The sequence below is a fragment of the Kitasatospora sp. SUK 42 genome (assembly GCF_015776785.2).
Taxonomy (GTDB): Bacteria; Actinomycetota; Actinomycetes; order Streptomycetales; family Streptomycetaceae; genus Kitasatospora.
Window position 1 is genome coordinate 1,507,443 of record NZ_LFMD02000003.1, and the last position, 24,382, is coordinate 1,531,824.

Annotated in this window: 37 protein-coding genes; 1 reads left to right on the forward strand and 36 read right to left on the reverse strand. The window is 67.8% G+C overall.

Annotation, left to right across the window (positions count from 1 at the left end; all coding sequences use genetic code 11):
• Positions 1–15: 15 nt before the first annotated feature.
• From truA to RZ50_RS16565, 33 genes are all read right to left on the reverse strand, one after another.
• Positions 16–927, reverse strand: a complete 912-nt coding sequence (gene truA, locus RZ50_RS16405) for a tRNA pseudouridine(38-40) synthase TruA (protein WP_196949345.1) — start codon at positions 925–927, stop codon at positions 16–18.
• Between the two features lie 92 nt (positions 928–1,019).
• Complete coding sequence (rplQ, locus tag RZ50_RS16410; protein WP_196949344.1) at positions 1,020–1,514, reverse strand: 50S ribosomal protein L17; 495 nt, start codon at positions 1,512–1,514, stop codon at positions 1,020–1,022.
• Between the two features lie 129 nt (positions 1,515–1,643).
• Positions 1,644–2,666: a DNA-directed RNA polymerase subunit alpha gene (locus RZ50_RS16415; protein ID WP_030055844.1), complete on the reverse strand. Its 1,023-nt coding sequence runs from the start codon at positions 2,664–2,666 to the stop codon at positions 1,644–1,646.
• 152 nt (positions 2,667–2,818) lie between these two features.
• Positions 2,819–3,226 carry a 30S ribosomal protein S11 gene (gene rpsK, locus RZ50_RS16420; RefSeq protein ID WP_030232513.1) on the reverse strand — a complete coding sequence of 136 codons (408 nt, stop codon included), beginning with the start codon at positions 3,224–3,226 and terminating at the stop codon, positions 2,819–2,821.
• A gap of 72 nt (positions 3,227–3,298) precedes the next feature.
• Positions 3,299–3,679 carry a 30S ribosomal protein S13 gene (gene rpsM / locus RZ50_RS16425; RefSeq protein WP_196949343.1) on the reverse strand — a complete coding sequence of 127 codons (381 nt, stop codon included), beginning with the start codon at positions 3,677–3,679 and terminating at the stop codon, positions 3,299–3,301.
• Between the two features lie 176 nt (positions 3,680–3,855).
• On the reverse strand, positions 3,856–3,969 hold the full coding sequence (gene rpmJ, locus RZ50_RS16430) for a 50S ribosomal protein L36 (RefSeq protein WP_003956441.1): 114 nt from the start codon (positions 3,967–3,969) through the stop codon (positions 3,856–3,858).
• A gap of 32 nt (positions 3,970–4,001) precedes the next feature.
• A complete protein-coding gene (gene infA / locus RZ50_RS16435) occupies positions 4,002–4,223 on the reverse strand; it encodes a translation initiation factor IF-1 (RefSeq protein ID WP_003956442.1) in 222 nt (73 codons plus the stop codon).
• A gap of 194 nt (positions 4,224–4,417) precedes the next feature.
• On the reverse strand, positions 4,418–4,843 hold the full coding sequence (mscL, locus tag RZ50_RS16440; RefSeq protein WP_196949342.1) for a large conductance mechanosensitive channel protein MscL: 426 nt from the start codon (positions 4,841–4,843) through the stop codon (positions 4,418–4,420).
• 132 nt (positions 4,844–4,975) lie between these two features.
• Complete coding sequence (map, locus tag RZ50_RS16445) at positions 4,976–5,815, reverse strand: type I methionyl aminopeptidase (protein WP_196949341.1); 840 nt, start codon at positions 5,813–5,815, stop codon at positions 4,976–4,978.
• 118 nt (positions 5,816–5,933) lie between these two features.
• The gene (locus RZ50_RS16450; RefSeq protein ID WP_196949340.1) at positions 5,934–6,587 is read right to left on the reverse strand and encodes an adenylate kinase; all 654 of its coding nucleotides are present in this window, start codon (positions 6,585–6,587) and stop codon (positions 5,934–5,936) included.
• The gene (gene secY / locus RZ50_RS16455) at positions 6,587–7,897 is read right to left on the reverse strand and encodes a preprotein translocase subunit SecY (RefSeq protein ID WP_196949339.1); all 1,311 of its coding nucleotides are present in this window, start codon (positions 7,895–7,897) and stop codon (positions 6,587–6,589) included. Before secY ends, RZ50_RS16450 begins: the two co-directional genes overlap by 1 nt.
• 326 nt (positions 7,898–8,223) lie before the next feature.
• Entirely contained in the window at positions 8,224–8,676 is a 453-nt protein-coding gene (rplO, locus tag RZ50_RS16460; RefSeq protein ID WP_030280790.1) for a 50S ribosomal protein L15, read from the reverse strand.
• Positions 8,677–8,678: 2 nt separating this feature from the next.
• Entirely contained in the window at positions 8,679–8,861 is a 183-nt protein-coding gene (gene rpmD / locus RZ50_RS16465) for a 50S ribosomal protein L30 (RefSeq protein ID WP_030055835.1), read from the reverse strand.
• Positions 8,861–9,484, reverse strand: a complete 624-nt coding sequence (gene rpsE / locus RZ50_RS16470) for a 30S ribosomal protein S5 (RefSeq protein WP_196949338.1) — start codon at positions 9,482–9,484, stop codon at positions 8,861–8,863. The genes rpmD and rpsE overlap by 1 nt, the downstream gene beginning before the upstream one ends.
• A 48-nt stretch (positions 9,485–9,532) precedes the next feature.
• Positions 9,533–9,916, reverse strand: coding sequence for a 50S ribosomal protein L18 (gene rplR, locus RZ50_RS16475; protein ID WP_030280785.1), 384 nt, complete (start codon positions 9,914–9,916; stop codon positions 9,533–9,535).
• A 3-nt stretch (positions 9,917–9,919) separates the two neighbouring features.
• Entirely contained in the window at positions 9,920–10,459 is a 540-nt protein-coding gene (gene rplF / locus RZ50_RS16480; protein ID WP_196949337.1) for a 50S ribosomal protein L6, read from the reverse strand.
• 22 nt (positions 10,460–10,481) lie between these two features.
• Entirely contained in the window at positions 10,482–10,889 is a 408-nt protein-coding gene (rpsH, locus tag RZ50_RS16485; RefSeq protein WP_196949336.1) for a 30S ribosomal protein S8, read from the reverse strand.
• A 268-nt stretch (positions 10,890–11,157) separates the two neighbouring features.
• Positions 11,158–11,343, reverse strand: coding sequence for a type Z 30S ribosomal protein S14 (locus RZ50_RS16490; RefSeq protein WP_030055830.1), 186 nt, complete (start codon positions 11,341–11,343; stop codon positions 11,158–11,160).
• A 4-nt stretch (positions 11,344–11,347) separates the two neighbouring features.
• The gene (gene rplE, locus RZ50_RS16495) at positions 11,348–11,917 is read right to left on the reverse strand and encodes a 50S ribosomal protein L5 (RefSeq protein WP_196949335.1); all 570 of its coding nucleotides are present in this window, start codon (positions 11,915–11,917) and stop codon (positions 11,348–11,350) included.
• The gene (gene rplX / locus RZ50_RS16500; RefSeq protein WP_100892787.1) at positions 11,917–12,228 is read right to left on the reverse strand and encodes a 50S ribosomal protein L24; all 312 of its coding nucleotides are present in this window, start codon (positions 12,226–12,228) and stop codon (positions 11,917–11,919) included. The genes rplE and rplX overlap by 1 nt, the downstream gene beginning before the upstream one ends.
• Positions 12,229–12,243: 15 nt before the next feature.
• Positions 12,244–12,615 carry a 50S ribosomal protein L14 gene (rplN, locus tag RZ50_RS16505; RefSeq protein ID WP_196949334.1) on the reverse strand — a complete coding sequence of 124 codons (372 nt, stop codon included), beginning with the start codon at positions 12,613–12,615 and terminating at the stop codon, positions 12,244–12,246.
• Positions 12,616–12,717: 102 nt separating this feature from the next.
• Positions 12,718–12,990 carry a 30S ribosomal protein S17 gene (gene rpsQ / locus RZ50_RS16510; RefSeq protein WP_030280777.1) on the reverse strand — a complete coding sequence of 91 codons (273 nt, stop codon included), beginning with the start codon at positions 12,988–12,990 and terminating at the stop codon, positions 12,718–12,720.
• Positions 12,990–13,214 (reverse strand): 50S ribosomal protein L29, encoded by a 225-nt coding sequence (gene rpmC / locus RZ50_RS16515; protein WP_030232478.1) that lies wholly within the window; start codon positions 13,212–13,214, stop codon positions 12,990–12,992. Before rpmC ends, rpsQ begins: the two co-directional genes overlap by 1 nt.
• On the reverse strand, positions 13,214–13,633 hold the full coding sequence (gene rplP / locus RZ50_RS16520; protein WP_030232476.1) for a 50S ribosomal protein L16: 420 nt from the start codon (positions 13,631–13,633) through the stop codon (positions 13,214–13,216). The genes rpmC and rplP overlap by 1 nt, the downstream gene beginning before the upstream one ends.
• A 5-nt stretch (positions 13,634–13,638) precedes the next feature.
• Positions 13,639–14,463, reverse strand: coding sequence for a 30S ribosomal protein S3 (rpsC, locus tag RZ50_RS16525; protein ID WP_097237487.1), 825 nt, complete (start codon positions 14,461–14,463; stop codon positions 13,639–13,641).
• On the reverse strand, positions 14,463–14,810 hold the full coding sequence (gene rplV / locus RZ50_RS16530) for a 50S ribosomal protein L22 (protein WP_030280773.1): 348 nt from the start codon (positions 14,808–14,810) through the stop codon (positions 14,463–14,465). The genes rpsC and rplV overlap by 1 nt, the downstream gene beginning before the upstream one ends.
• Before the next feature lie 55 nt (positions 14,811–14,865).
• Entirely contained in the window at positions 14,866–15,147 is a 282-nt protein-coding gene (gene rpsS, locus RZ50_RS16535; protein ID WP_030280772.1) for a 30S ribosomal protein S19, read from the reverse strand.
• A gap of 11 nt (positions 15,148–15,158) precedes the next feature.
• Positions 15,159–15,995 carry a 50S ribosomal protein L2 gene (gene rplB, locus RZ50_RS16540; RefSeq protein WP_030232466.1) on the reverse strand — a complete coding sequence of 279 codons (837 nt, stop codon included), beginning with the start codon at positions 15,993–15,995 and terminating at the stop codon, positions 15,159–15,161.
• Between the two features lie 46 nt (positions 15,996–16,041).
• The gene (rplW, locus tag RZ50_RS16545; RefSeq protein ID WP_030280768.1) at positions 16,042–16,359 is read right to left on the reverse strand and encodes a 50S ribosomal protein L23; all 318 of its coding nucleotides are present in this window, start codon (positions 16,357–16,359) and stop codon (positions 16,042–16,044) included.
• Positions 16,359–17,036: a 50S ribosomal protein L4 gene (rplD, locus tag RZ50_RS16550; protein WP_196949333.1), complete on the reverse strand. Its 678-nt coding sequence runs from the start codon at positions 17,034–17,036 to the stop codon at positions 16,359–16,361. Before rplD ends, rplW begins: the two co-directional genes overlap by 1 nt.
• Positions 17,037–17,041: 5 nt before the next feature.
• Entirely contained in the window at positions 17,042–17,689 is a 648-nt protein-coding gene (gene rplC, locus RZ50_RS16555; RefSeq protein WP_196949332.1) for a 50S ribosomal protein L3, read from the reverse strand.
• Positions 17,690–17,703: 14 nt separating this feature from the next.
• On the reverse strand, positions 17,704–18,012 hold the full coding sequence (gene rpsJ, locus RZ50_RS16560; protein WP_012785157.1) for a 30S ribosomal protein S10: 309 nt from the start codon (positions 18,010–18,012) through the stop codon (positions 17,704–17,706).
• A 388-nt stretch (positions 18,013–18,400) separates the two neighbouring features.
• Positions 18,401–20,200: a hypothetical protein gene (locus RZ50_RS16565; RefSeq protein ID WP_196949331.1), complete on the reverse strand. Its 1,800-nt coding sequence runs from the start codon at positions 20,198–20,200 to the stop codon at positions 18,401–18,403.
• Between the two features lie 318 nt (positions 20,201–20,518).
• On the opposite strand from RZ50_RS16565, the gene RZ50_RS16570 reads away from it, so the two are divergent.
• The gene (locus RZ50_RS16570; protein WP_196949330.1) at positions 20,519–22,276 is read left to right on the forward strand and encodes a hypothetical protein; all 1,758 of its coding nucleotides are present in this window, start codon (positions 20,519–20,521) and stop codon (positions 22,274–22,276) included.
• 78 nt (positions 22,277–22,354) lie between these two features.
• Here RZ50_RS16570 and RZ50_RS16575 read toward each other — a convergent pair whose 3' ends face one another.
• Genes RZ50_RS16575 through RZ50_RS16585 form a run of 3 tightly spaced genes read right to left on the reverse strand, consistent with a single transcriptional unit; the run spans position 22,355 to position 24,347 of the window.
• Positions 22,355–23,257: a glycosyltransferase family 2 protein gene (locus RZ50_RS16575; protein ID WP_196949329.1), complete on the reverse strand. Its 903-nt coding sequence runs from the start codon at positions 23,255–23,257 to the stop codon at positions 22,355–22,357.
• A gap of 5 nt (positions 23,258–23,262) precedes the next feature.
• Positions 23,263–23,661, reverse strand: coding sequence for a DUF2304 domain-containing protein (locus RZ50_RS16580; RefSeq protein WP_196949328.1), 399 nt, complete (start codon positions 23,659–23,661; stop codon positions 23,263–23,265).
• The gene (locus RZ50_RS16585) at positions 23,658–24,347 is read right to left on the reverse strand and encodes a glycosyltransferase family 2 protein (protein ID WP_196949327.1); all 690 of its coding nucleotides are present in this window, start codon (positions 24,345–24,347) and stop codon (positions 23,658–23,660) included. Before RZ50_RS16585 ends, RZ50_RS16580 begins: the two co-directional genes overlap by 4 nt.
• Between the last annotated feature and the right edge of the window lie 35 nt (positions 24,348–24,382).

The window sequence follows — 24,382 nt, forward strand, 5'->3', positions numbered from 1 at the left end:
CCGGACCAAAACGGATTACGCGGAGACCGGCTGCCCCGGGAGGGTGCGCATCCGCCTGGCCTGGCGGTTGCGCTCCGCGAGCTGGTCGTCCGGCGGGTAGCCGACCTCCTCAAGGGTGAGCCCGTACGGCCGGATCACGTTGACCGCCGAGTTGCGGACCCCGCCGGCCAGCACCTCGCCGGGGAACTCGACCGGCCGGTGCCCGTCGCCGACCAGCAGCATCGCGCCGACCAGCGCCCGGACCATGTTGTGGCAGAAGGCGTCCGCCCGGACGGTGGCGACCGCGAGCGAGCCCTCCTGGGCCGCGTAGGTGTCCACCGGGACGCGGTCCCAGCGCAGCTCCAGCAGGGTGCGGATGGTGGTGGCGCCCTCGCGCTTCTTGCAGTACGCGGCGAAGTCGTGCTCGCCGAGCAGCAGTTCGGCGGCCGCGTTCATCCGGTCGATGTCGAGCGGGCGGTCGTGCCAGAGCACGTGCCCGCGCAGCAGCGGGTCGACCCCGCCGGGGTGGTCGGCGACCCGGTAGGCGTACCGGCGCCAGATCGCCGAGAAGCGGGCGTCGAACCCGGCCGGCGCCTCGCCGACCCGGTAGATCCGGACGTCCCCGGGCAGCCGGCCGGCCAGTCGGCGCAGCAGCTTCTCCCGGTGCGCCTCCCACAGCTCGGCCGGCAGGTCGACGTGGGCGACCTGCCCGCGGGCGTGCACCCCGGCGTCGGTGCGGCCGGCCACGGTCAGCGGGAAGAGCTCCTGGCTGCGGGTGACGACCTGCAGCGCGGTCTCGATCTCCTCCTGGACCGTCCGGCGGCCGCCCTTCTGGCGGGCCCAGCCGGAGAACTCGGCACCCTGGTAGGCGAGGTCGAGCCGGACCCGGACGTACCCGTCGGCCGGGCCGTCCTTCACCGGAGGCTGCTCGGCGCAATCGTTGACCACGTGTTTCTCTTCTCCCGGGGACCTTGAAGAACAAGGAACGGGCCCGCTCCCCCATCACTGGGAGAGCGGGCCCGCAGCAACACCTAAAGGCGTCAGGCCTGCTCGGCGGCCTCGGCCTCGTCGGCCTTGCTGGCCTCGTCAGCCTTGGCGACCGCGGCGGCCTCGTCGGCCTCCTTGACGGCGCGCTTGGTGGCGGCCTCGGCCTCGCCGACGGCGGTCTGCGCGACGGTCAGCGCCTCGACCAGCTCGATCACGGCCATCGGGGCGTTGTCGCCACGACGGGGACCGATCTTGGTGATGCGGGTGTAGCCACCCGGGCGGTTCTCGTAGCGCGGCGCGATCTCGGTGAAGAGGGTGTGCAGCACGGCGATGTCGGTGATCGTCTTGCGCACCAGGCGACGGTTGTGGATGTCGCCCTTCTTCGCCTTGGTGATCAGCTTCTCCGCCAGCGGGCGCATCCGACGGGCCTTGGCCTCGGTCGTGGTGATGCGGCCGTACTGGAACAGCTCCCGGCACAGACCGGCGAGCAGCAGCGGCTCGTGGTGCGGGCCGCCGCCGAGGCGGGCACCCTTGGTGGGACGCGGCATGGAATTACTCCTCGAATCTCCGACTGCGGCCGTACCAGGTACCGCAGCGGGCGTACGGGCACTGTGCCCGCACGACTTTCACGACGACGGGGGCGGTCCTCGGAAGAACCGCCCCCGCGGTCAAGTCTCTCAGTACTGCTCGGTCTCCGCGTAACCCGCGTCGTCCAGGTCGTCGGCGCCGAAGGCGTCGGCGGCCGCGGTCGGGTCGAACCCGGGCGGGCTGTCCTTGAGGGCCAGGCCCATGCCGGCCAGCTTCGCCTTGACCTCGTCGATCGACTTCGCACCAAAGTTGCGGATGTCGAGCAGGTCGGCCTCGGAGCGGGCGACGAGCTCACCCACGGTGTGGATGCCCTCGCGCTTGAGGCAGTTGTAGGAGCGGACGGTGAGCTCCAGCTCCTCGATCGGCAGCGCCAGGTCGGCGGCCAGGGCGGCGTCCGTCGGGGACGGGCCCATGTCGATGCCCTCGGCGTCGATGTTCAGCTCGCGCGCGAGGCCGAACAGCTCCACCAGGGTCTTGCCGGCCGAGGCCATGGCGTCGCGCGGACGCATGGCGGGCTTGGTCTCGACGTCGACGATCAGCTTGTCGAAGTCGGTCCGCTGCTCGACACGGGTGGCCTCGACCTTGTAGGTGACCTTCAGCACGGGGCTGTAGATCGAGTCGACCGGGATGCGGCCGATCTCCTGGCCGGAGGCCTTGTTCTGGACGGCGGAGACGTAGCCGCGACCGCGCTCGACGGTCAGCTCCATCTCCAGCTTGCCCTTGCCGTTCAGCGTGGCGAGGACCAGCTCGGGGTTGTGCACCTCGACACCCGCCGGCGGGGCGATGTCGGCGGCGGTGACGACACCCGGGCCCTGCTTGCGCAGGTACATCACGACCGGCTCGTCGTGCTCCGAGGAGACGACCAGCTGCTTGATGTTGAGGATGAGGTCGGTCACGTCCTCCTTGACGCCCGGCACGGTGGTGAACTCGTGCAGGACGCCGTCGATGCGGATGCTGGTGACAGCGGCACCCGGGATCGACGACAGGAGCGTGCGGCGCAGGGAGTTGCCGAGGGTGTAGCCGAAGCCCGGCTCCAGCGGCTCGATCACGAACCGGGAGCGGAACTCGTCGACGACCTCTTCGGTCAGCGAAGGACGCTGAGCGATAAGCATGGGGTTTCGATCCTCCAGTCTTCGGCGCCCACTATTTGACGCCGAACGAATGGCCATGAGGCGGTGGCCTCATGCCAAGCGTACGGGGTCCCGTGAAGAACGGGACCCCGTACGAGGTTTAAAGCAGGACCCGCGTGCCCGAAGGCGCTGCGTCAGACGCGGCGGCGCTTCGGCGGACGGCAGCCGTTGTGCGGGGTGGGGGTGACGTCCTGGATCGAGCCGACCTCCAGGCCGGTGGCCTGGAGCGAACGGATCGCGGTCTCGCGGCCGGAGCCCGGACCCTTCACGAAGACGTCAACCTTGCGCATGCCGTGCTCCTGCGCGCGACGGGCAGCGGCCTCGGCGGCCATCTGCGCGGCGAACGGGGTGGACTTGCGCGAGCCCTTGAAGCCGACGTGGCCGGCGGAGGCCCAGGAGATCACGTTGCCCGCGGGGTCGGTGATCGAAACGATGGTGTTGTTGAACGTGCTCTTGATGTGCGCGTGGCCGTGAGCGACGTTCTTCTTTTCCTTGCGGCGGATCTTCTTCGCGCCGGCAGCCTGACGACCCTTGGGGGGCATAAGTCTGTTCTCCTACTGAGGTGGTCGGTCCGCTGACCCGCGGGCCGGAGGGATGTCCGGTTACGGGACGGACTACTTCTTGCCCGGCTTCTTCTTACCGGCGATCGCGCGACGCGGGCCCTTGCGGGTACGCGCGTTGGTGTGGGTGCGCTGGCCGCGGACCGGCAGGCCGCGGCGGTGACGCAGACCCTCGTAGCAGCCGATCTCGACCTTGCGGCGGATGTCGGCGGCCACCTCGCGGCGGAGGTCACCCTCGACCGTGAAGTTGGCGTCGATGTACTGGCCGAGCTTGACCAGGTCGTCCTCGGAGATGTCGCGAACGCGGACATCCGGGCTCACACCGGTCTCGGCGAGGGTCTGCTGGGCGCGGGTACGGCCGATGCCGTACACGTAGGTGAGGGCGATCTCGATCCGCTTCTCACGGGGGAGATCAACGCCGGCGAGGCGTGCCATTCATGGCTCCTGTGGTTCTTCAGAGGTCTGGCGTGCCACCTACTCCGACACCTCACGGTGAGGGAGCCCCGGCCTCTGACCGGGGGCGGCAGTCCGTCCCTGTCGGGATGGATCGGGTGACCCGCTTATGACGTTTTCGCGTCGCGCGAAGTACTACGAGAAATGCTGGGGAGAGATCAGCCCTGGCGCTGCTTGTGGCGCAGGTTGTCGCAGATCACCATGACCCGGCCGTGGCGGCGGATCACCTTGCACTTGTCGCAGATCTTCTTGACGCTCGGCTTGACCTTCATGTTCAGGTTCTCCGGGTCTAGATCTGACGTTCTTACTTGTAGCGGTAGACGATCCGGCCGCGCGTGAGGTCGTAGGGGCTGAGCTCCACGACGACCCGGTCGTCCGGCAGGATGCGGATGTAGTGCATGCGCATCTTGCCACTGATGTGCGCGAGGACCTTGTGACCGTTCTGCAGCTCGACCTTGAACATCGCGTTCGGAAGAGACTCGATCACGGTGCCCTCGATCTCAATGGCGCCTTGCTTCTTAGCCATGAACTGCGAGATCCACCTTCCGGGACCGGCTACCGTATGCGGAACGCTCGTGCGAACCTGGGTTCACCCCACCCCCGAGGGGAAGAGGGCGTGCTGAAGCACGCTACGAGTGAGCCGACGGTCCATCCTACGCCAGCGCGTCCGATGGTCCAAAACCGGGACCCGGAAGGCGGCGACCGTCACACCCGTCCGGCTCAGGCCCCGGTGGTGACGGTCAGCGGCTCGACGTGGGCGGTGCAGGCCGAGCAGCGACTGGCGGCCTGGGGGATCTCGGTCAGGCACTCGGGGCAGGGGCGCTTGGGGGCCTTGGGGGCCTTGGGCATGTACCGCGCGGTGGCCTTGGTGATCGGCAGCACCACGCAGAAGTACAGGACGGCGGCCGTCATGACGAACGCGATCAGCACGTTCAGGAACTGGCCGTACGGGAACGTGACCCCGGCCACCGTCGCCGAGTAGGAGCTGAAGTCGCCGGCCGCACCGACCACCACGCCCACCAGCGGGGTGAGGAAGGCGGACACGAAGCCGGTCACCACGGCGGTGAAGGCGGCACCGATGACCACACCGACCGCCATGTCGACGACGTTGCCGCGCATCATGAAGTCGCGGAATCCCTTGAGCACGTACTCTCTCCTGCTCGCTCGTAAGCCACTTGTTGCCACTGCCAGCCGATAAAAATAGGACAAAAGCCCTGGAGGTCCAAACCTCCAGGGCTCTGATCCCTTGTCAGGGGCGGCAGTTGGGCGCCTCCGTGACTACGCCAGCGGGTCCGGAGCCGCGGTGATGCCCAGCTTGGCCAGCTCGGCCCTGCCGCCGTCGAAGGCGGTCAGCACCAGCGGGCCCTGCTCGGTCACGGCCACCGAGTGCTCCCAGTGCGAGGCCCAGGTGCCGTCGTTGGTGACGACCGTCCAGTCGTCCTCCAGCACGGTGGTGTGCGGGGTGCCCAGCGAGACCATCGGCTCGATCGCCAGCACGGTGCCGGGGACGAGCTTCGGGCCCTTGCCGCGGCCGCGCTCGACGTAGTTCAGCACGTGCGGCTCCATGTGCATCGCGGTGCCGATGCCGTGGCCGCCGTAGCCCTCGGTGATGCCCCACTTGCCCTTGGGGGGCAGCGGCTGGCGGCGGATGTAGCCCTCGATCGCCTTGGAGACGTCGACCAGGCGGTTGTTCTTCTTCATCTGGGCGATGCCGGCCCACATCGAGCCCTCGGTCACCCGGCTCAGCATCTCGACCTCGGGGCGGACCTCGCCGACCGCCACGGTGATCGCCGAGTCGCCGTGCCAGCCGTCCAGGATGGCGCCGCAGTCGATCGAGATGACGTCGCCCTCCTGAAGCACCCGGTCGCCGGGGATGCCGTGCACGACCTCGTTGTTCACCGAGGCGCAGATCACGCCCGGGAACCACAGGCCGCCGTGGTGGGCGCGGAAGTTCGAGGTGGCGCCGTGGCCGGTGATGACCTTGTCGGCGATGTCGTTGAGCTCCTGGGTGGTCACCCCCGGAGCGACCGCCTCACGGCAGGCCTTCAGCGCCTCGGCGACGACCAGCCCGGCCGCTCGCATCTTCGCGATCTGCTCGGGGGTCTTGATCTCCACCATCTGGTCACGCCTTCCAAGTCCGGATTACCACTGCATACCACCGTACGACGCCGAAACGGCCGGGCCGCCCGCTCTCACGGGCGACCCGGCCGTACACGTGCGTACGTCGCCGAGAAACTCAGCTGTCCTGCTTCAGCGCCTCGATCGCGCGGGCGGTGACCTCGTCCACCTTGCCGAGGGCCGAGATCGTCGCCACCAGGCCCTGCTGGACGTAGTAGTCGATGATCGGCTCGGTCTCCGTGTGGTAGACCTCCAGGCGCGTGCGCACCTTGTCCTCGGTGTCGTCCGAGCGCTGGTACAGCTCGCCGCCGCACTCGTCGCAGACGCCCTCCGCCTTCGGCGGGTTGTAGTCCACGTGGAAGACGTGGCCACCGTCGTTGCGGCACAGGCGACGGCCCGCGATCCGCTTGACGACCTCGTCCTCGGGGACCTCCAGGTCCAGCACGCCGTCCAGCTTGATGCCCTGCTCGCCCAGGAACTCGTCCAGCGCCTTGGCCTGGCCCAGGTTGCGGGGGAAGCCGTCGAGCAGGAAGCCGTTGGCGGCGTCCGGCTGCAGCATGCGGTCCTTGGCCATCCCGATGGTGACCTCGTCCGGCACCAGGCGGCCCGCGTCCATGTAGCTCTTGGCCTCAAGCCCCAGCGGGGTGCCCTGGCCGATGTTCGCGCGGAACAGGTCGCCGGTGGAGATGTGGGGGATGGACAGGGTCTTGGCGAGCAGGTGCGCCTGAGTACCCTTCCCGGCCCCGGGAGGACCAACGAGGACGATACGCATCAGCGGAGGAACCCTTCGTAATTGCGCTGCTGGAGCTGGCTCTCGATCTGCTTCACAGTTTCGAGTCCGACGCCGACGACGATGAGCACGCTGGTGCCGCCGAACGGGAAGTTGGTCTGCTGTCCGAAGGCGACCAGGGCGATCATCGGGATCAGCGCGATCACACCCAGGTAGAGCGAACCCGGCCACGTGATTCGGGTGAGCACGTAGTTCAGGTACTCGGCCGTCGGGCGGCCGGCCCGGATGCCCGGGATAAAGCCACCATACTTCTTCATATTGTCGGCAACTTCTTCGGGGTTGAAGGAGATGGCGACGTAGAAGAAGGCGAAGAAGACGATCAGCAGGAAGTAGGTGGCCATGTAGACCGGGTGGTCACCCTTGACGAAGTTCTGCCGGATCCACGTGGCCCAGCCCGCCTGGCTGTTGGTGAGCTGAACCACCAGGGCCGGGATGTAGAGCAGCGACGAGGCGAAGATGACCGGGATGACACCGGCCTGGTTCACCTTGAGCGGGATGTAGGTCGAGGTGCCGCCGAAGGCCCGGCGGCCGATCATCCGCTTCGCGTACTGGACCGGGATCCGGCGCTGGGCCTGCTCGACGAAGATGACCAGCATCACGACGATGATGCCGACCGCGACCACCGAGAGGAACTCGACCCAGCCGCCACCGATCGTGCCGGTCGTCTTGATGTTCCACATCGAGGACGGGAACTGCGCGGCGATCGAGGTGAAGATCAGCAGCGACATGCCGTTGCCGATGCCGCGGTCGGTGATCAGCTCGCCCAGCCACATGATCACGGTGGTGCCGGCGGTCATCGTGAGGACCATGACGGCGATCCGGAACACGCCGGTGTCCGGCACGATCTGGTTGGCCACCGGGCAGCCGGAGAACAGCGCGCCACTGGAGGCCGTCGCCACGATGCCGGTGCCCTGGAGCACGGCGAGCGCGATGGTCAGGTACCGGGTGTACTGCGTGATCTTCGCCGTACCGGCCTGGCCCTCCTTCTTCAGCGCCTCCAGTCGCGGGATCACGACGGTGAGGAGCTGGAGGATGATGCTCGCCGTGATGTACGGCATGATGCCGAGCGCGAAGATCGTCAGCTGGAGGAGCGCGCCACCGCTGAACAGGTTGACGAGTCCGAAGAGGCCGTTGTTCTTGGTCTCCTTCACGCACTCGTTCACGGCCGTGAAGCTCACGCCCGGAATCGGAATGTGCGAGCCCAGCCGGAACAGCACCATGATGCCCAGCGTGAACAGCAGCTTCTTGCGCAGGTCGGGCGTCTGGAACGCCCGCGCGAACGCACTGAGCACGGTGCCTCCTGCGCCTCCCGCGCGTCGTCGGCGGGAGGGTCGGTCCTGAATGGGGAGTTTGCGGTTCGGGCTCCCGTACAGACGGCACAGGCGAGCCTACGCGCAGCCTACAAGGGAACTCCACGGACTCTAACAGTGCACGGCCACTCGGAAGAAGCACGTACGGCCCCTCCCCCACTCACGGGGTACGGGATGCCCGGGTTTGCCACACAAAAGAACGAGGGATCTCCAGGCCCCCGCCGTCCGAAAAGCGAGGGACCCGGAAACGGCACGAGCCCCGCACCTCCCGGAGGAGGTGCGGGGCTCGTGGACGGTTGTCAGCGGGCTCAGACGAGCTCGGTGACCGTACCGCCGGCGGCCTTGATCTTCTCGGCGGCCGAGCCGGAGACGGCGTCGACCGTCACCTGCAGGGCAACCGAGACCTCGCCGGTGCCGAGCACCTTGACGAGGGAGTTCTTGCGGACCGCGCCCTTCGCGACCAGGTCCTCGACCGTGACCTCGCCACCCTGCGGGTAGAGCTCGGCCAGCTTGTCGAGGTTCACGACCTGGAACGTGATCTTGAACGGGTTCTTGAAGCCCTTCAGCTTCGGCAGACGCATGTGGAGCGGCATCTGGCCACCCTCGAAGCGCTGCGGAACCTGGTAGCGGGCCTTGGTGCCCTTGGTACCACGACCGGCGGTCTTACCCTTGGAGCCCTCACCACGACCCACGCGGATCTTGTCGGTCTTGGCACCCGGGGCGGGACGCAGGTTGTGGATCTTGATCGGGTTGTCGCCCATGATCAGTCCACCTCCTCAACCGTCACCAGGTGACGGACCGTGTGGGCCATCCCGCGGATCTCGGGACGGTCCTCCTTCACCACGACGTCGTGCATGCGCTTGAGACCAAGCGAACGCAGGGTGTCACGGTGATTCTGCTTGCTGCCGATGTACGACTTGGTCTGCGTGATCTTCAGGCGAGCCATCAGGCGCTCACCCCTGCAGCACGAGCCCGCAGCAGAGCGGCGGGAGCCACGTCCTCCAGCGGCAGGCCACGACGGGCGGCGATCTCCTCGGGGCGCACGAGGCCCTTCAGAGCGGCCACCGTGGCGTGCACGATGTTGATCGCGTTGTCCGAGCCGAGCGACTTCGACAGGATGTCGTGAATGCCGGCGCACTCCAGGACGGCGCGCACCGGACCACCGGCGATAACACCGGTACCGGGGGCGGCGGGCTTCAGCAGCACGACGCCGGCGGCCTTCTCACCCTGGATCGGGTGCGGGATGGTGCCCTGGATACGGGGGACCTTGAAGAAGTTCTTCTTGGCCTCCTCAACACCCTTGGCGATGGCGGCCGGAACCTCCTTCGCCTTGCCGTAACCGACACCCACGGTGCCGTCACCGTCGCCCACCACGACCAGCGCGGTGAAGCTGAAACGACGACCACCCTTGACAACCTTGGCGACACGGTTGATCGCGACAACGCGCTCGACGTAAGCGGTCTTCTCGACAGCCTGGGCGTTGCCCCGGTCGTCACGCTTACGGTCGCGCCGCTCGCCACCGCCGGTGCCACCGCCGGCGCCGCTACCGCGGCGCTGGGGTCCAGCCATTGGAATTACCTCTCTCGATTACGTCCGTCGACTGAGTCGACGAGCGGCTTAGAAGTCGAGCCCGGCCTCGCGAGCCGCGTCCGCCAGGGCGGCGATGCGGCCGGCGTACCGGTTGCCCGCGCGGTCGAAGACGACCGACTCGATGCCGGCGGCCTTGGCGCGCTCGGCGACCAGGCTCCCGACCTTCTTGGCCAGCTCGGTCTTGTCGCCCTCGGCGCCCTTGATGGACACGTCGAGGGTGGACGCCGACGCCAGGGTGTGACCCTTGGCGTCGTCGATGACCTGGGCGACCATGTGACGGTTCGAGCGCGTCACGACGAGACGCGGACGCACCTCGGTGCCGACGACGCGCTTGCGAACGCGGATCGCGCGGCGCTTGCGAGCGGCGCTCTTGTAGGCGTTGCCCTTGCCGATCTTGACAGAGACACTCATCGCTTACTTACCACTCTTTCCGACCTTGCGGCGGATGACCTCGCCCGCGTACTTGACGCCCTTGGCCTTGTACGGGTCGGGCTTGCGCAGCTTGCGGATGTTCGCGGCGACCTCGCCGACCTTCTGCTTGTCGATGCCGTCCACGTGGAACTTGGTGGGGGACTCGACGACGAAGGAAATGCCCTCCGGCGCGGCGACCAGGATCGGGTGGCTGTAGCCCAGCGCGAACTCCATGTCGGAGCCCTTCGCCGTGACTCGGTAACCAACACCGCTGATCTCCAGCGACTTGCGGTAGCCCGCGGTCACGCCGGTGATCATGTTCGCCACCAGCGTGCGGGTCAGGCCGTGCAGGGCCTTCGAGCGACGCTCGTCGTTCGGACGCGAGACGAGCACGGTGCCGTCCTCGCCCTTGCCGATCTCGATCGGCTCGGCGACGACGTGGGTGAGCGAGCCCTTCGGGCCCTTCACCGAGACCGCCTGGCCATCGATGGTGACGTCCACGCCAGCGGGGACCTGGATGGGCAGCCGTCCAATGCGCGACATTGCTGTACCTCCGTTTCCCGAATTACCAGACGTAGGCGAGAACTTCTCCGCCTACGCCCTTCTTGGCGGCCTGCTTGTCGGTCAGGAGGCCGGACGACGTGGAGATGATCGCCACGCCCAGGCCGCCGAGCACCTTCGGCAGGTTGGTGGACTTTGCGTAAACACGCAGACCCGGCTTGCTGATGCGCTTGATGCCGGCGATGGAGCGCTCACGGTTGGGGCCGAACTTGAGCTCGATGGTCAGCTTCTTGCCGACCTCGCCCTCAGTGGGCTCCTCAACCTTGTAGGAGGAGATGTAACCCTCCTGCTGCAGGATCTCGGCGACGTGCGCCTTGATCTTGCTCGACGGCATCGCGACGGAGTCGTGGTACGCCGAGTTCGCGTTACGCAGACGCGTGAGCATGTCTGCGATGGGGTCGGTCATGGTCATGATGGCCTCAGGCCTCTCTCGCCGTGGTTTCTCCGCACCAGGTCCCCCCCACGCACTCTCGCGAGTTCGCCGGGGGCACAAGCACAGGGGACCTACGACGTAGTAAGACTGGGTGCGAGCCCTCCCAGAAGAGGACCACGGACATCCATGGGGAAGCCGTGGCAGGGGGCCCGACCCCACTACCTTACGGGAATCCGTACGGCAGGCCCAAAACGGACCGGTGTGGGATCGGGCACCTCTGCTTCGCTGTGTGCCTAAAGCTCCGGAATTACCAGGAGCTCTTGGTCACGCCCGGCAGCTCGCCGCGGTGCGCCATCTCACGGAGGCAGACACGGCACAGGCCGAACTTGCGGTACACCGAGTGCGGACGGCCGCAGCGCTGGCACCGGGTGTAGGCCCGGACGCCGAACTTCGGCTTGCGCTCGGACTTCGCGATGAGGGACTTCTTCGCCATTGGCTCACGCCTCCTTGAACGGGAAGCCCAGAGCGCGCAGGAGCGCCCGGCCCTCGTCGTCGGTCTGAGCGGTGGTCACGACGGTGATGTCCATACCGCGCTGACGGTCGACCTTGTCCTGGTCGATCTCGTGGAACATAACCTGCTCGGTCAGACCGAAGGTGTAGTTGCCACGGCCGTCGAACTGCTTCGGGGAGAGACCACGGAAGTCACGGATTCGCGGCAGGGCCAGCGAAACCAGACGGTCCAGGAACTCCCACATGCGGTCACCGCGGAGGGTGACGTGGGTGCCGATCGGCTGGCCCTCGCGCAGCTTGAACTGCGCGATGGACTTGCGGGCCTTGGTCACGGCCGGCTTCTGACCGGTGATGGCGGTCAGGTCGCGGATCGCGCCCTCGATCAGCTTGCTGTCACGGGCGGCCTCGCCGACACCCATGTTGACCACGACCTTGACCAGGCCGGGGATCAGCATGACGTTCTCGTACGAGAACTGCTCGTGCAGCTGACCCTTGATCTCGGAGTTGTAACGCTCCTTGAGACGGGGGGTCACCTTCTCAACAGTCGTCTCAGACATCAGATGTCCTCACCGGTTCGCTTGGCAACGCGGATCTTGTTGCCCTCGTCGTCGAAGCGGTAGCCAACGCGGGTGACGACCTTCTTGCCGTCCTTCTCCACGACCAGCTGGACGTTGGAGACGTGCACCGGGGCCTCAACGGTGACAATGCCACCCTGGGTGCCCGGACCCGGCTTGGTGTGCTTCTTGACCCGGTTCACACCCTCGACCAGGACCTTGTTCTCAGCCGGCAGGGCCTGGATGACCTTGCCCTGCTTGCCCTTGTCCTTGCCGGTGATGACCTGAACCAGGTCACCCTTCTTGATCTTCATGCTGTTCGCCATGGGTTAGAGCACCTCCGGCGCCAGCGAGATGATCTTCATGAACTTCTTGTCGCGCAGCTCGCGGCCCACGGGGCCGAAGATGCGGGTACCGCGGGGGTCACCCTCGGTGTTCTTGAGGACGACGGCGGCGTTCTCGTCGAACCGGATGTAGGAACCGTCCGGACGACGGCGCTCCTTCACGGTACGGACGACGACGGCCTTGACCACGTCACCCTTCTTCACCGAGCCACCGGGGATCGCGTCCTTGACGGTCGCGACGATGACGTCCCCGATTCCGGCGTAGCGGCGACCGGAGCCACCGAGAACACGGATGCAAAGGATCTCCTTGGCACCAGTGTTGTCGGCAACACGCAGTCGCGACTCCTGCTGGATCACAGCTTTCTCCTGATCGTCAACGAGAGTCGACGGGCCGGCCGCTGCTCACATCGGCGTCCCGGGGGGACCCGCTGCACATACGGCCGTACCACATCGGCTTCGTTACTTGGCCTTCTCGAGGATCTCGACGACGCGCCAGCGCTTCGTCGCGGACAGCGGGCGGGTCTCCGCGAGGAGGACCCGGTCGCCCACGCCGCACGCGTTCTGCTCGTCGTGCGCCTTCAGCTTGTTCGTACGGCGGATGACCTTGCCGTACAGAGCGTGCTTGACGCGGTCCTCGACGGCGACGACGACGGTCTTGTCCATCTTGTCGCTGACGACGAGACCCTCACGGGTCTTGCGGAAACCGCGCGTCTCGTTGGTGTTCTCAGTCATCAGGCGTTCTCCACCGTCTCGATGCCCAGCTCGCGCTCGCGCATCAGGGTGTAGATCCGCGCGATGTCCTTACGGACGAGCTTGAGCCGTCCGTGGTTGTCGAGCTGCCCGGTCGCCGCCTGGAAGCGGAGGTTGAACAGCTCCTCCTTGGCCTCGCGCAGCTTGGCAACGAGACCCTCGTTGTCCAGCGAGCGAAGCTCAGCAGCCTTGGTAGCGGCCGACATCAGCTCTCACCGTCCTCGCGCCGGACGATCCGGCACTTCATCGGCAGCTTGTGCGCGGCGCGGGTGAGCGCCTCGCGAGCAACCTTCTCGTTCGGGTACGACAGCTCGAACATGACCCGACCCGGGTGCACGTTCGCGATCCACCACTCCGGCGAACCCTTACCGGAACCCATGCGGGTCTCGGCCGGCTTCTTGGTGAGCGGGCGGTCCGGGTAGATGTTGATCCAGACCTTGCCGCCACGACGGATGTGACGGGTGATCGCGATACGAGCGGACTCGATCTGACGGTTCGTCACGTAGGCCGGGGTCACGGCCTGGATGCCGAACTGGCCGAACGCCAGCTCGGTGCCACCCTTGGCAGCGCCACGGCGCTTCGGGTGGTGCTGCTTGCGGTGCTTGACCCGACGGGGGATCAGCATTGGGGTCAGGCCTCCGTTCCGGTGTTCTCAGCAGCCGGAGCCTCGACGGCCGGGGCCGCGGGGGCCTCGGCAGCGGCGGGACGACGGCCGCGGCCACCGCGCTCGCCACCACGGCGCTCGCCACCGCGGGCGGGACGACCACCCTCGGGACGGGCCGGGCGGTTGCCCGAGCGGGCAGCGGCGTTCTCAGCGCGGACCTCGGCGATGTTCTTGACGTCGCCCTTGTAGATCCAGACCTTCACGCCGATGCGGCCGAAGGTGGTCTTGGCCTCGAAGAAGCCGTAGTCGACGTTCGCGCGCAGGGTGTGCAGCGGCACACGACCCTCGCGGTAGAACTCCGAACGGCTCATCTCGGCGCCGCCGAGACGACCGGAGCACTGGACCTTGATGCCCTTGGCGCCGGACTTCATGGTGCCCTGCATCGACTTGCGCATGGCACGGCGGAAGGAGACGCGCGAGGACAGCTGCTCCGCGACGCCCTGAGCCACGAGCTGGGCGTCCAGCTCGGGGTTCTTGACCTCAAGGATGTTCAGCTGGACCTGCTTGCCGGTCAGCTTCTCCAGGTCGCCGCGGATGCGGTCGGCCTCGGTGCCACGGCGACCGATGACGATGCCGGGGCGAGCGGTGTGGATGTCAACGCGGACGCGGTCGCGGGTGCGCTCGATCTCGACCTTGGAGATGCCGGCGCGCTCCATGCCCTTCGTCATCATGCGACGAATGGCAACGTCTTCCTTGACGTAGTCCTTGTACAGCTTGTCGGCGTACCAGCGGGACTTGAAGTCCGTGCTGATGCCGAGGCGGAACCCGTGCGGGTTAACCTTCTGGCCCATTACCGGGTCCCTTCCTTGCTGCTGACGACCACGGTGATGTGGCTGGTCCGCTTGCGGATCCGGTAGGCACGGCCCTGGGCACGCGGACGGAACCGCTTCAGGGTCGGACCCTCGTCAACGTACGCCTCGGAGATGTAGAGGTCGTCCACGTTGGAGTGGTTGTAGTTGTGCGCGGCGTTGGCGATGGCGCTGTCGAGCACCTTGCCGACCGGCACGGTGGCTGCCTGCGGAGCGAAACGCAGGACGGCCTGGGCCTCCGTGGCATTCATGCCACGGATGAGGTCCACCACGCGGCGGGCCTTCATGGGCGTCACGCGGATGTACCGCGCCTGTGCCCTGGCTTCCATGGTTGTCCCCTTAATGGAGTAAGTCATTGAGTCTTTTTGGCGCGCAAGCTCAGGCTTAGCGGCGCTTCGACTTCCGGTCTTCCTTCACGTGACCACGGAAGGTGCGGGTCGGAGCGAACTCGCCGAGCTTGTGGCCGACCATCGACTCGGTGACGAACACCGGGACGTGCTTACGGCCATCGTGAACCGCGATCGTGTGACCGAGCATGCTCGGGGAGATCACGGAACGACGGGACCAGGTCTTGATGACGTTCTGGGTACCCGCCTCGTTCTGAGCGTCCACCTTCTTGATGAGGTGGCCGTCGATGAAGGGGCCCTTCTTAAGACTGCGCGGCATCTGACCTGCTCCTAGCGCTTCTTGTTGGTCTTGCGGCGGCGCACGATGAGCTTGTCCGACGCCTTGTTCGGGCGACGGGTGCGGCCCTCGGGCTTACCCCACGGCGAGACCGGGTGGCGACCACCGGAGGTCTTACCCTCACCACCACCGTGCGGGTGGTCGATCGGGTTCATGGCGACACCACGCACGGTCGGGCGGACGCCCTTCCAGCGCATGCGGCCGGCCTTGCCCCAGTTGATGTTCGACTGCTCGGCGTTGCCGACCTCGCCGACGGTGGCGCGGCAGCGCGCGTCGACCAGGCGGATCTCACCGGAGGGCATGCGCAGGTGCGCCATCTTGCCCTCACGCGCCAGCAGCTGGATGCCGGAGCCGGCCGAGCGGGCCAGCTTGGCACCGCCGCCGGGACGCAGCTCCACCGCGTGGATGGTGGTACCGACCGGGATGTTGCGCAGCGGCAGGTTGTTGCCCGGCTTGATGTCGGCGCCAGCGCCGTTCTCGATCCGGTCACCCTGCGCGATGCCGCGCGGCGCGATGATGTAGCGCTTCTCGCCGTCCGCGTAGTGCAGGAGCGCGATGCGCGCGGTGCGGTTCGGGTCGTACTCGATGTGCGCGACCTTGGCCGGCACGCCGTCCTTGTCGTGACGACGGAAGTCGATCACGCGGTAGGCGCGCTTGTGACCGCCACCCTGGTGGCGAGCGGTGACACGACCGGCGTTGTTGCGGCCGCCCTTGCTGTGCAGGGGGCGAACCAGCGACTTCTCCGGGGTGGACCGCGTGATTTCTACGAAGTCGGCCACGCTGGAGCCACGACGGCCCGGCGTAGTCGGCTTGTACTTGCGGATGCCCATTTGGCTCTCTCGTCCTCGTCCTAATCGACGATCACGATCTCCTGATTCAGGAGACCGGACCACCGAAGATGTCGATGCGGTTGCCCTCGGCCAGCGTCACGATGGCGCGCTTGGTGTCCTTGCGCTTGCCAAAGCCCGTCTTGGACCGCTTGCGCTTGCCCTGACGGTTGATCGTGTTGACAGCCTCGACCTTGACCGAGAAGACCGCCTCGACGGCCTGCTTGATCTGGGTCTTGTTGGCGCCCGGCGACACGATGAACGTGTACTTGTTCTCGTCGAGGAGCGAGTAGCTCTTCTCCGAGATGACCGGCTTCACCAGGACGTCACGGGGGTCCGTGAACGTCTTGCTCGTAACGTCGCTCATCAGGCGGCGCTCCCTTCGAGCTCGCCCTCAGCGGCAACGGCCTTGGCGGACGTGGCCGGACCGGCCACGAAACGCTCGAAGGCGGCCTGGGTGAAGACCACATCGTCGGAGACGAGCACGTCGTAGGTGTTCAGCTGACCGGCGTCCAGGATGTGCACGTTCGGCAGGTTGCGAGCGGACTTGAGGCCCAGCTCGTCCGCGCGCTCGACGACCAGGAGGACGTTCTTGCGCTCGGTGATCTTGCCGAACAGGCTCTTGGCGGCCTTGGTCGACGGCGCCTCGGTCGCGGTCACGCCGGTGACGACGTGGATGCGGTTGTGGCGGGCCCGGTCGGTGAGCGCACCGCGCAGGGCGGCGGCGATCATCTTCTTCGGGGTCCGCTGCGAGTAGTCGCGCGGCACGGGACCGTGCACAACGCCACCGCCGGCGAACTGCGGCGCACGGGTCGAGCCCTGACGGGCGCGGCCGGTGCCCTTCTGGCGGTACGGCTTCTTGCCGCCACCGCGGACCTCGCCACGAGTCTTGGTCTTGTGGGTGCCCTGACGGGCCGCAGCGAGCTGCGCCACGACGACCTGGTGCATCAGCGGAACGCTGACCTTCGCGTCGAAGATCTCGGCCGGCAGCTCGATGCTGCCGGTCTTGTCGCCAGCCGGCGACAGGATGTCAATGGTGCTCATATCCTTCACAGCCCCTTCGCCGCGGTGCGGACGAGGACGAGGCCGCCGTTCGGGCCCGGGACGGCGCCCTTGATGAGCAGCAGACCCTTCTCCGCGTCGACCGCGTGCACGGTCAGGTTCTGGGTGGTCACACGCTCGTGGCCCATCCGACCAGCCATGCGCAGGCCCTTGAACACACGGCCCGGGGTGGCGCAGCCACCGATGGAACCGGGCGAGCGGTGCTTGCGCTGGGTGCCGTGACCGGCGCCGAGGCCCTTGAAGTTGTGACGCTTCATGACACCGGCGAAGCCCTTGCCCTTGGAGGTGCCGGTCACGTCGACCTTGACACCCGCCTCGAACAGCTCGGCGGTGATCTCCTGGCCCAGGGTGTACTCGGAGGCGTCCGAGGTACGGATCTCGACCAGGTGGCGGCGCGGGGTGACACCGGCCTTGGCGAAGTGGCCCGCGAGGGGCTTGTTCACCTTGCGGGGGTCGATCTCGCCGAAGCCGAGCTGGACGGCGCTGTAGCCGGCCGAGCTGTCGGCGGTGTGGACCTGGGTCACGACATTCGGCCCAGCCTTGACGACGGTCACCGGGACAACCCGGTTGTTCTCGTCCCAGACCTGGGTCATGCCGAGCTTCTCGCCCAGGATGCCCTTAATCTGCTTAGCCATCTTCGGTGCGCCTCTCAGAGCTTGATCTCGATGTCGACGCCAGCCGGCAGGTCGAGACGCATGAGCGAGTCAACCGTCTTCGGCGTGGGGTCGAGGATGTCGATCAGACGCTTGTGAGTACGCATCTCGAAGTGCTCGCGCGAGTCCTTGTACTTGTGCGGCGAGCGGATGACGCAGTACACGTTCTTCTCAGTGGGCAGCGGCACCGGGCCCGCGACCTGCGCACCAGTACGAATCACCGTCTCGACGATCTTCTTCGCCGAGGAGTCGATGACCTCGTGGTCGTAGGCCTTGAGCCGGATGCGGATCTTCTGTCCCGCCATGGCTACTCAGTAGTCCTTTGTCCTTAGTCACTGCACGACCCCCTCCGACCCCCGCGCTCGGGCGTGTCGCACTCGCGCCTGCAAAAAACCGGCGAGTGAATCGTCGGTTTCCAACTTTCGGGGTGGGGGTGCCGGATCGAGGCCCCGCATACGCTTCCCGGAAGATTCCCGTACTTTCGCCCCGCAGCTGCCGTGGCGTAGAACTCACGCTTGACGGCCATCACGGGAACGACGAGTACATGGGACTCGCTTCCAGTCCTCCCGGCGGGAGGCGCGCAGCATCGGCACTCAACCGAGCAACTTGGACATACTGCCACATGGAGCAGTCCAAACGCCAATCGGGGCCGGTGAGACGCACCTCACCGGCCCCGATCATCCCTCGTGCGGGTTACTTCTTCTGGTCGGTCACCCAGGGGGCCTGCCGGCCGCAGACCGCCGGCCAGTCCTCGGTGCTCACGTTGGCGCACCAGATGAAGCCCTTGTCGGTTTCCGGCTTCCAGTCCTTGGTGATGATGTCCGCGCACTTCTGCACGGGCGAGAACTTCGGGCAGGTGCCGTCCTTCTTCTTGATCGTGTGCGCCCGCCAGGCGTCCAGACCCATGCTGTTGCTGGACTCCGGCTGCGGCATGTAGCGGTCCACCGACCAGGAGGCGCCCATGGTGGCGAACAGCGCGAGGGCGCAGATCAGGCCGGCCGTCAGCTGCTTGGTCACCCGCAACGGGATCACCCGCCCCGCGGACGGGGCGCGCCCACCGGAGCGGAACAGCCGCTCCACCCAGCCGGCGCCGCGCTCCAGGCCGGTCATCAGCCCGATGACCGCGAGGATCAGCAGGCAGTACATGATGATCCAGGTGGTCCGCGGGTAGAGCTGGATCGTCTGGGAGTGCGCCATGTGCGAGGCGAACCAGAACCGCAGCAGCCAGGCACCGGCCAGCACCGCCGCCGCGACCCGGACCACCATGTTGCGCAGGCCCAGGCCCACCCCGATGCCGACCGCGGCGATCAGCATGATCGCGAACCCGGTCTGCCCGGCCAGCTCGCCCGCCTGCGGCCAGTTGTGGTAGGTCAGCCCGCCGTTGCGGTCGGACATCCAGCCCAGCACGTAGGTCGGGTCGACGTAGTTGACGATGTAGGCGTAGCGGTCCGGGGTGTCGGCGCCCAGCCGGACGAGGTTGTAGAGCAGCGGCGAGCCGATCACACCGGCCGTGACCAGCGTGACCGCCAGGAACAGCAGGGCGCGACGGACGGTCTGCCGGCCGGCGCGCCAGGGGAAGACGAACAGGGCCAGGAGGAAGACGCCCGGTGCCGACCAGACGTACCAGCCCGAGTACCACAGGAACAGGATCCCGAAGGCGGCGCCGAACCCGAGACCGCGCAGCCACAGCGAACGCCTGGACAGCTCCCCCGCCCGGCGCAGCTCGCGCAGGCAGGCCGCCAGCAACGGCAGCAGGACGATCATCGTGACGTGGCTGTACGGGCGGATCGGGTCCAGGAACACCAGCGCCGACGGCACCGCGATGGCCAGCGCCCAGAACGGCCGCAGCATCAGCCGCCAGGCCAGGTAGCTCATCGGCCCCACCAGCGCGCTGCAGACGATCTGCAGGTCGTGCAGGGCGAAGCCGGCGCCGCCGACCCCGCCGTAGTGCAGCTCGGACCAGAGCGCGATCGCCGCCGGGAACAGCGGCGGGTAGACGCCGGAGACCCCGTGGCCGTGCATCATCGACGTCGCCATGTCGATCAGGACGCTCGGGTCGCCCTCCTGCCCGCCCAGCGGCCACGGGGTGCCACGCAGCGCGACCACGACGCCGCCGGCCACCACGCCGGTGGCCAGGCCCGCCAGGACACCGCAGACCAGCCGCTGGACGATGCCGTGCCGCCGCAGCCCGCCGCGGTATGCGGTGTAGAGCAGGACCGCGAGTACCGGCAGCCCGATCATCGCCACGTACTGTTGGATCTTGGCCAGACCACTGACCTGCCCGATCCGGTTCAGCGGGTTCACGCTGATGTGTCGGCAGAGCAGCGTGAAGCCGAGCGCCGCCACCACGCTGACCAGGGCCTCCCCCGCCACGAGCGCCGCACGCCGCTCGAACCAGCGGTCGCCGGCCGCCGCGCCGACGGAGCGGTCGCCGTCCTCCACTCCTGATGACGCGTCCGATCCGCTGTGCCGGTCGGTTGCCAGACTGGTCATGTCGCTTCACTTCCGTAGGGCTGCGGACTTCCACAGAGCGGTTCCGGACACCCGGCGCCTTGGAGACACTACCGCGCCCCGGTGAGCCCAACGGCCGTGCCGCCCAAGCAGTCCACGCCGTCCCGACCACCCCGAAGTCTTTCCAACGGTTTGGTCACGGTTGGATTTCACCCTCACCGAATGTCCGCACATGTGTCCGATCCGAGGTGAAGCGGAATCCGCTCCCCTGGCAGAATCGGTCGCGCAGTTGAGCGGCCGGCCCCGGACGCTCGACACCGTTCGCCCACCGTCCGCCGCCCGGCTCCGAAGGACCACCCAGTGACCAGCCTCCAGACCGCGGCTCCTCCGGCCGACCACATACGAGGGCCCGTACGGCACCGCGGCTCGAACAGAACGACCGCCAACACCTTCCTGCTCTGGATCCTCGAAGGTGTGGTCGCGCTGGCCGCGGCACTCCTGATGACCTACCTCGCACGGTTCGTCGACCTCAACCCGATGTCCCGGATCGGCCAGGTCAGCGGCCTGGCCGCGCTGCAGCTCCAGCTGCTGCTCGTGCTCGGCCTCGTCCTGGTGGTCTGCCTCCCGGCGATGCGCCGCTGGCCCGAGACCCCGCTGCGGTTCGCGGCGGCGACCGTCGCCGGGCTCTCCTCCGGCGTCGTCGCGGCCGGCATCTCGCTCGCCCTGCGCGACACCTACTGGCCGCTGAACGCCCAGGGCGGCGACGCCGGCGCGCTCCAGGCGTGGGCCGGCGCCCTCATGCAGGGCAAGCCCCTCGACGGCGCCTACCCGCCGATGTTCCCGCACCTGCTCGCCTGGACCGCGGAGTCCTTCACCGGCGGCGACGTCGGCTACGCGATGAAGCTGATCTCCCTGCTCTTCACCGGGCTGCTCGGCCCGCTCGCCTACATGGCGTGGCGGCTGCTGCTGCCGCCGCTGTGGGCGCTGGGCATCGGGGTCACCGCGTCGCTGCCGATGATGCAGCCGTACAAGCCGTACACCAACCTCGTCCTGGTCGCGCTGGTGCCGGTCCTCGGCAAGCTCGTCCAGGTGCTCCAGCGCTCCAAGGAGCTCCACCGCGGCCGCGCCGCGGCTCAGGGCGCCGGCCTCGGCCTGGCCATCGGCCTGCTGTTCATCCTCTACTCCGGCTGGTTCGTCTGGTCGGCGCTCGGCATGGTCGTCCTGACCGCACTGATCCTCGTCCGGATCGGGAAGGGAGACGGGGCCCGGGCACTCGCCACGGCCGGGACCACCCTCGCGGCGACCACCGTGACCTTCCTCGCGGTGGCCGGCACCTACCTGGTCCGGTTGCTCGGTTCGGCCGGATCGACCGTCGACCGGTACTGCTACTTCGACACCTACGTCGAACCGACGTACTTCGCGATGTGGCGGGACGACCTCCCCGGCCCCGACGCCTGGAGCACCTGGCCGCTGCCCGGTGAGCTCGGCGGAGTCGGACTGTTCTCCGTCGTCCTGCTCGTCGGCCTCGGTTTCGCCCTGGCGCTGGGCATCAACCGCCCCTCCGTCATGGTGACCGCCGCCTGCGCGGCCAGCGCCCTCGTCATGCGGTACTGGTACGCCTCCCACATGGAGAAGGACCAGGCGGTCATGCTCTACCCCCGCACCAGCGCCCAGCTCCTCTACTGCACGCTCGTGCTCGTCGGCCTCGCCTGCTACCTGGCCGCCCGCCGGTTCGGCGCCCGGCGCGCCGAGGCCACCGTGGACGCGCCGGTCCGCGTGCTCCCCCGGTTCGCCCCGCGCGCGGTCGCCGCGGGCGTGCTCTGCGCCCTCGGCCTGCTGTTCGGGATGGCGGGCTCCGCCACCGCCGACCGCTTCATGCCCACCTGGCAGAACGACACCGGCCACCTCGCCTGGTACGCCCAGACCGCCGAGAGCTTCGACGGGCACTGCTCCAAGTACGCGCCGGACCACAAGTGCGGCAAGCCGGGCGACCTGTCCGGACGGCTCGTCCAGGGCCCGGACCAGGGCACGCTGGGCTGCTCCCCGAACAGCCCGTACCCCAGCCGCCCGAAGGCCTCCGGTGTCCTCGGCAACGTGCTGACCACACTGGCGGACTGACCGCCGCGAACGGAAGAGCCCGGCCCCCCTGCCTCAGGCAGGGGGGCCGGGCTCCTTCGTGTCGGCGCCGGGCGCGCGTCAGTGGCGCTGCCCCGCGGTGAACGCGTGCTTGGCCAGGACCTTGACGCCGGCCGACTGGCCGCGGCGCAGGGCGCCGGGGAGCATCGTGAGCGCGTGGAAGCGAGAGGCGCTGCGGACCCGGGCCGCGCGGGCGGCCTTGGGCCAGCCGCGGGCGTCCATCCGCTCGGCCACCGCGTTGAAGTAGCGCTCCGCCTCGGTGAAACGGGTGCCGGAGAACGCCTGCACCGATGACTCACTGACCGCGTGGCGGCGGTACTGGAAGACCACCGTGGTGTTGTCGATCATCATCGACTCACCCTGCTCCAGCAGGTCGACCACCAGTGCCAGGTCCTGGATCACCGAGTACTCGTCACGGAAGTTCACCTGGCGCAGGGCCTCGCCCCGCCAGCAGATCGACGGGAAGTACAGCCAGTTGCCGCGCAGCACGCTGGCCGCGAGCTCCTCGCCGCCCATCAGGCGCCGGCCCTTGACGTTCGGGGCGTACAGCTTGCCCTTCACGTTGTCGGCCAGGCCCTGGCTGACCACGCCGTCACCGTCGATCACCTCGACGCCCGGCTGCACCATCCCGAGGTCCGGGTTGGCGTCGAGGATCGCCCGGACGGTCTCCAGGTAGTGCGGGTGCAGGAGGTCGTCGCAGCCCATGATCACCACGTGGTCCGCGGTGGACAGCTCCACGCACTTCTGGAAGTTCCTGGTGATCCCCAGGTTCTGCTCGTTGCGCAGGTAGCTGACCCGCTCGTCGCCGAGCTCGGCGAACCAGCCCGGGACGTCCGGCTCCTTGCCGTCGTCGATGACGGTCAGCCGGAAGTCCGGGTCGGTCTGCCCCAGGATGCTGCGCACGGCGGCCTGCATCAACGCCACATCGCCGTAGTACGGCAGCATGAACTCGAAGGTCGCCATGGGGCTCAGGCTCCGTTGCTCTTCACCGGAGCGGAGACCGGCAGGTCCAGGTCGAAGCGCTCCCCGTTCAGCCGGGCGCCCTCGTTGATCGCGACGGTGCGGGCCAGGTCGGTGAGCTTCTTCTCCAGCGAGCGGAACCGCAGGAAGGTGTTCAGGGTCAGGAAGCCCATCGCCAGGACCATGACGTACAGCACCAGGTCGGTGCCGCGGCCGACGCCGAGCTTGTGGGCCACCCAGGTGACGTCACTCGGGCGCAGGATCGCGTAGATGTTCGCGATCACGAAGACGGAGAACGCGATGCGCTTCCAGGCGCGGGTGTTCGCCGCGTCCCAGCGCCGGATGAACATGAACGCGAGAATGACCGCGCCCACGATCAGCACCAGCTGAATCCAGAAGTAGTTCATCGGCGGCCACGCTCCCGAAGCGAGATGTCGAAGATGATGTTCACGCCGTTGATCAGGGACTGGCCCTTGGCGCGCGAGTAGTCGGTGTAGAGGATGTCCACCGGGAGTTCGGCCACCCGGAGGTCGGCGCCGGCCAGGAAACTGACGATCTCCGAGGCGTGGGCCATGCCGTTCATGGTGATCCGGATCCGGCTCGCGGCCTCGCGGTTGAGCACGCGCAGGCCGTTGTGCGAGTCAGTGAGCTTGAGCTTGCGCGCGGTCGGGCTGACCGTCGCCGCGGTCCGCAGCACGACGCGCTTGATCCACGGCACCTGGCCGTTCTGCTCGATGAAGCGCGAGCCGAGGACCACGTCGGCCTCGCCCGCACGGAGCAGGGAGACCATCTTCTCGACGTCGGCGGTCTGGTGCTGGCCGTCCGCGTCGAAGGTGGCGAAGTACTGGGCGCCGGGCTGGGCGAGCGCGTAGGCGAGGCCGGTCTGCAGCGCGGCACCCTGGCCGAGGTTCACGGGGTGCCGCACCAGGTGGGCGCCCGTGGTCATGATGTGCTTGGCGGAGTCGTCGGCACTGCCGTCATCGACCACAACGATGTTCGGAAACGTCTTGCGCGCTCCCTCCACAACGTCAGCGATCACCTGGCCTTCGTTGTAGGCCGGGATCACCAGCCAGACATCGTCGTTCTGGGACACGGGGGCTCCATGTTCGGGGTGTCTCCCGCGCTCGT

Excerpts from the sequence above, each read along its gene's own strand:
- rplQ (WP_196949344.1), bottom strand. The coding sequence starts at position 1,514 with ATGCCGCGTCCCACCAAGGGTGCCCGCCTCGGCGGCGGCCCGCACCAC.
- RZ50_RS16415 (WP_030055844.1), bottom strand. The coding sequence starts at position 2,666 with ATGCTTATCGCTCAGCGTCCTTCGCTGACCGAAGAGGTCGTCGACGAG.
- rpsK (WP_030232513.1), bottom strand. The coding sequence starts at position 3,226 with ATGCCCCCCAAGGGTCGTCAGGCTGCCGGCGCGAAGAAGATCCGCCGC.
- rpsM (WP_196949343.1), bottom strand. The coding sequence starts at position 3,679 with ATGGCACGCCTCGCCGGCGTTGATCTCCCCCGTGAGAAGCGGATCGAG.
- rpmJ (WP_003956441.1), bottom strand. The coding sequence starts at position 3,969 with ATGAAGGTCAAGCCGAGCGTCAAGAAGATCTGCGACAAGTGCAAGGTG.
- infA (WP_003956442.1), bottom strand. The coding sequence starts at position 4,223 with ATGGCTAAGAAGCAAGGCGCCATTGAGATCGAGGGCACCGTGATCGAG.
- map (WP_196949341.1), bottom strand. The coding sequence starts at position 5,815 with ATGGTGGAGATCAAGACCCCCGAGCAGATCGCGAAGATGCGAGCGGCC.
- RZ50_RS16450 (WP_196949340.1), bottom strand. The coding sequence starts at position 6,587 with ATGCGTATCGTCCTCGTTGGTCCTCCCGGGGCCGGGAAGGGTACTCAG.
- rplO (WP_030280790.1), bottom strand. The coding sequence starts at position 8,676 with ATGGGCGACAACCCGATCAAGATCCACAACCTGCGTCCCGCCCCGGGT.
- rpmD (WP_030055835.1), bottom strand. The coding sequence starts at position 8,861 with ATGGCTCGCCTGAAGATCACGCAGACCAAGTCGTACATCGGCAGCAAG.
- rpsE (WP_196949338.1), bottom strand. The coding sequence starts at position 9,484 with ATGGCTGGACCCCAGCGCCGCGGTAGCGGCGCCGGCGGTGGCACCGGC.
- rplR (WP_030280785.1), bottom strand. The coding sequence starts at position 9,916 with ATGAGTGTCTCTGTCAAGATCGGCAAGGGCAACGCCTACAAGAGCGCC.
- rplF (WP_196949337.1), bottom strand. The coding sequence starts at position 10,459 with ATGTCGCGCATTGGACGGCTGCCCATCCAGGTCCCCGCTGGCGTGGAC.
- rpsH (WP_196949336.1), bottom strand. The coding sequence starts at position 10,889 with ATGACCATGACCGACCCCATCGCAGACATGCTCACGCGTCTGCGTAAC.
- RZ50_RS16490 (WP_030055830.1), bottom strand. The coding sequence starts at position 11,343 with ATGGCGAAGAAGTCCCTCATCGCGAAGTCCGAGCGCAAGCCGAAGTTC.
- rplE (WP_196949335.1), bottom strand. The coding sequence starts at position 11,917 with ATGTCTGAGACGACTGTTGAGAAGGTGACCCCCCGTCTCAAGGAGCGT.
- rplX (WP_100892787.1), bottom strand. The coding sequence starts at position 12,228 with ATGAAGATCAAGAAGGGTGACCTGGTTCAGGTCATCACCGGCAAGGAC.
- rpsQ (WP_030280777.1), bottom strand. The coding sequence starts at position 12,990 with ATGACTGAGAACACCAACGAGACGCGCGGTTTCCGCAAGACCCGTGAG.
- rpmC (WP_030232478.1), bottom strand. The coding sequence starts at position 13,214 with ATGTCGGCCGCTACCAAGGCTGCTGAGCTTCGCTCGCTGGACAACGAG.
- rplP (WP_030232476.1), bottom strand. The coding sequence starts at position 13,633 with ATGCTGATCCCCCGTCGGGTCAAGCACCGCAAGCAGCACCACCCGAAG.
- rpsC (WP_097237487.1), bottom strand. The coding sequence starts at position 14,463 with ATGGGCCAGAAGGTTAACCCGCACGGGTTCCGCCTCGGCATCAGCACG.
- rplV (WP_030280773.1), bottom strand. The coding sequence starts at position 14,810 with ATGGAAGCCAGGGCACAGGCGCGGTACATCCGCGTGACGCCCATGAAG.
- rpsS (WP_030280772.1), bottom strand. The coding sequence starts at position 15,147 with ATGCCGCGCAGTCTTAAGAAGGGCCCCTTCATCGACGGCCACCTCATC.
- rplB (WP_030232466.1), bottom strand. The coding sequence starts at position 15,995 with ATGGGCATCCGCAAGTACAAGCCGACTACGCCGGGCCGTCGTGGCTCC.
- rplW (WP_030280768.1), bottom strand. The coding sequence starts at position 16,359 with ATGAGCGACGTTACGAGCAAGACGTTCACGGACCCCCGTGACGTCCTG.
- rplD (WP_196949333.1), bottom strand. The coding sequence starts at position 17,036 with ATGAGCACCATTGACATCCTGTCGCCGGCTGGCGACAAGACCGGCAGC.
- rplC (WP_196949332.1), bottom strand. The coding sequence starts at position 17,689 with ATGGCTAAGCAGATTAAGGGCATCCTGGGCGAGAAGCTCGGCATGACC.
- rpsJ (WP_012785157.1), bottom strand. The coding sequence starts at position 18,012 with ATGGCGGGACAGAAGATCCGCATCCGGCTCAAGGCCTACGACCACGAG.
- RZ50_RS16565 (WP_196949331.1), bottom strand. The coding sequence starts at position 20,200 with ATGACCAGTCTGGCAACCGACCGGCACAGCGGATCGGACGCGTCATCA.
- RZ50_RS16575 (WP_196949329.1), bottom strand. The coding sequence starts at position 23,257 with ATGGCGACCTTCGAGTTCATGCTGCCGTACTACGGCGATGTGGCGTTG.
- RZ50_RS16580 (WP_196949328.1), bottom strand. The coding sequence starts at position 23,661 with ATGAACTACTTCTGGATTCAGCTGGTGCTGATCGTGGGCGCGGTCATT.